The organism is Mesorhizobium sp. M2A.F.Ca.ET.037.01.1.1, assembly GCF_003998075.1.
Classification (GTDB): Bacteria; Pseudomonadota; Alphaproteobacteria; order Rhizobiales; family Rhizobiaceae; genus Mesorhizobium.
Window position 1 is genome coordinate 1 of record NZ_RZSA01000769.1, and the last position, 3,290, is coordinate 3,290.

At 54.8% G+C, this 3,290-nt stretch carries 3 protein-coding genes; all 3 read right to left on the reverse strand.

What is annotated here, in order from left to right; translation table 11 throughout:
* Window positions 1-9: 9 nt before the first annotated feature.
* Window positions 10-711 carry an ABC transporter ATP-binding protein gene (locus EOA27_RS28645; protein WP_210214178.1) on the reverse strand — a complete coding sequence of 234 codons (702 nt, stop codon included), beginning with the start codon at window positions 709-711 and terminating at the stop codon, window positions 10-12.
* Window positions 708-2,579, reverse strand: coding sequence for an ATP-binding cassette domain-containing protein (locus EOA27_RS28650; protein ID WP_127257809.1), 1,872 nt, complete (start codon window positions 2,577-2,579; stop codon window positions 708-710). Before EOA27_RS28650 ends, EOA27_RS28645 begins: the two co-directional genes overlap by 4 nt.
* Window positions 2,572-3,290: branched-chain amino acid ABC transporter permease (locus EOA27_RS28655; protein WP_145970589.1), on the reverse strand; the 719-nt coding region annotated here is incomplete at its 5' end. The genes EOA27_RS28650 and EOA27_RS28655, both read right to left, overlap by 8 nt.

Genomic DNA, 3,290 nt, shown 5'->3' on the forward strand with positions numbered 1-3,290 from the left:
CTCATGCATCTACATATCCTCAGTTTCACCCAGGGCAACCGCGGCTAGGTGCTCGACCGCTGAGCTATCAACTGAATCCACAAGCATCACGCGGATGCCATTCCGCAGAAGACATAGCTGGTCGGAGAAACTCCTGGCTCTGTTGATGCTCTGTTCAACTAGTAGGATTGTGAGCCCTGAGCTTTTCAGCACCTCAAGTCGCTCATAAACGTGATCGACAATCTTAGGTGCTAGACCAAGCGAAGGCTCATCGAGCATCAGCAGTTTCGGCCGCCTCAATACCGCTCGGGCTATCGCCAGCATCTGCTGCTCACCGCCGGAAAGATTCGACGCACGCACATCCTGCCGCTCGGCCAAGCGTGGGAACAAGGCGAAGGCTTCGTCTAAGGATCCCTGGAGTTGTGGACCCAAACCCAGAACGAGATTTTCGCTAACGCTGCCTTTCCAGAATAACCCCCGACCTTCTGCGACCAAGGCGATTCCGGCGCGCGCTCGCTGAAATGGTTGCATTTCGTCTATGCGAGTGCCGTCAAATTCAATGGCACCTGACGATCTTACAATTCCTGCAATGCTATTGACGGTCGTCGTCTTGCCGGCGCCGTTCGTACCAACCAGGGCAAGCGTATTTCCGCTCGGAATTTCAAACCCGACGTCGAACAGTGCTTGCGTCGAGTTGTACCATGCCTGCAAATTCGAAACGCGCAGCGTCAATGGCCTTCTCCGAAGTAGGCCTTCTTGACCTGCGCGTTGGCAAAAACCTCAGAAGGCGGTCCACTGGTGATGACTTGGCCTGAATCCAGAACAACGATATGCTTGCAAAGGCTCCGGATGAGCTCGACATCATGCTCCGTCAGGAGCATTATCGTCGGCCGTTTCATAACATAACCCTCTAAAAAGCCTTTTAGATGATGGCGCTCGAGCGGGGTGAGACCAGACGCTGGTTCATCCAGCAACACGACCGGCGGCTCGCTTACAAGAACGCGACCGATCTCGACCAACCGCCTTCCCCCGAACGGGATCTCGCTCACTTTCCTGTTCAAATCGCGCTTGTCCAAGCCAAGCGACCGAGCCATCTCTATAGCTCTCGCATGGTCTTCGTCCTCGCGCTCCCGAAGGTGCGGAGCTCCCAGCGCCTGTAGAAAGCTCCCATCGGAAGATATACGATATCGCCCAAGCAATATGTTCGTGAGCACCGTTTCGTCGTCGAGTAAGCGAACTGTCTGGAAGCTGCGTATGAGGCCCTGACGTGCTAGTTGCGGGGTTGTCAGATTCGATATCACCCGGCCATCGAGTTCGGCGACGCCAGCTGTGGGCCGCACTAAGCCAGTTATAACATTGAGCAAAGTCGTCTTACCTGCTCCGTTAGGGCCAACGAGTGCGGAAACGCCGGGGGAGAAATCAGCGTGAACATCGGTCAGTGCCGCCAACCCGTCAAAACGGACACTGATGCCGCGAACCGACAGCGTACCGAGGCCGGTCGGCCGCGGTTGGGGTCGGTAGCCCTCTGAGGTGGCCTGAACCAGCTTGCTCGGCAGAACATTGTCGGAAAGATGCGGTAGGTGGCGCTTAAAGAGCCTTTTCCTCACCCGAGCTATCAAACGCTCGAAGAGGTCCGCGACGCCGCGAGGTGCGGTGAGCAGAACGGCGATCAGGATAGCACCACTCAGGATCGGATAAAGATTACCACTTCCGATGCTGCGAACCAGTTCCGGGATGACCACCAAGTATATTGCGCCGATAAACGCTCCAAGGATCGAGTACCGGCCGCCGACCACAATCCCCAGGAGCATGAAGACGTTCGCAAACATAGTGAAGTGGCCGGGGGTAACCGCAAATGCGTGATACGCGAAAAGCCACCCTGCAACTGCCGCGTAAATCGATCCGAGCACGAACGCTATTAACTTGATGGTTGACAGATTGACCCCAACGGATCGGGCTGCCAACTCGCTGTCTCTGACGGCAAACATCGCCCGTGCAATCGGCGTCTTTTGCAGTGAGAGCATAAACGCTCCACCAACGGCCACGAAGCCCAGAGCGAGAAAGAAACGAAACTGGCTGTCCAGAGTTGTGAAGGGGCCAATCTCAAACGCGCCAACAACAATCCCCTGTGATCCTCCGCTCACACCTGGGAAGTGGTTCAGTGCCCATTGAAAAACCTCGGCGAAAGCGAGCGTGAGAATCGCCAACTGAAGGCCCGAAAGGCGAACTGCCGGCAACCCGATAACCAATCCGGCTACCACCGCTACACCTATCACAATCAACAATTCATAGCCAAAGCCAAACGGAAGCGCACCTGTCCACGGCCGCAGAATTGCAGTCGTATAGGCGCCCAAACCAAGAAATCCGAAGTGAGCAAGGGATATCTGGCCAGTCCATCCGTAGAGGATGTTGAGCCCCATCAAAGCGAAGGCAAAGATCGCCACCTCCGCCCCAATGCTGAATGAGAACTCCCCTCCTAACAAATAAGGCGAGACAGCAAAGATCGCCACACCGATTATGAAACGGCTTAGTGACCAATTTCTAAGCACCGGCTCCTGATTGCGCGCCGGCGACCGGCGCGGGACCACATCCTCAGCCACGCGCCTCACTCCTTCCAGCCAACAGCCGCCTAGGGACAATGACCATCCCAAGAATCGCGATACCGAATATTCCCGGCATTCTGAATTCGGCTCCAAACAGATAGCCAATCCAATTTTCCACCACACCCAAAACCACGGCTATGATAAGTGGAGCCGTGTAACGATGCATTCCTCCAAGAATGCCCGCTATAAATGCCTTAATTATAACGTTGTCCATGTATTCAGATGACACAGGAATCCGGACAGCAACCATAATTCCAGCTAGACCACCAAGCAATCCTGCCACCGTCCATATTAAAGTCTTAATGTATCTTACGTTCCAACCCATTGTTTCAACAATCGCGGCGTTCTCCGCGATTGCGCGTACTACAATTCCAGTTCTTGTGAATCGAAAGACATAAATGCCGACGGCGAAAATGCTAACTGCTAGAGCCAAACTGATGAGCACATTCCCATCAATGAAGGCACCGTCGATCGTTATGGAGTCGGTTGTGAGCCGCGGATAGCGCCTCGCTCGACCTTCGTGCAAGACGTTTTGAGCAAACGAAGCAAGCAGCAAAAACACACCAAGCGTTGCGACGAAGTCAGCGCCATCGGCTCCGCGCGGTATATGCTTTACTAGCGAGCGTTCCATTAGGAAGGCAGTCAGTCCGGCTGCGCCGACACCAATCGCAATGGACATCATGAGCGGAAGGCCCGCCTGATCGACAG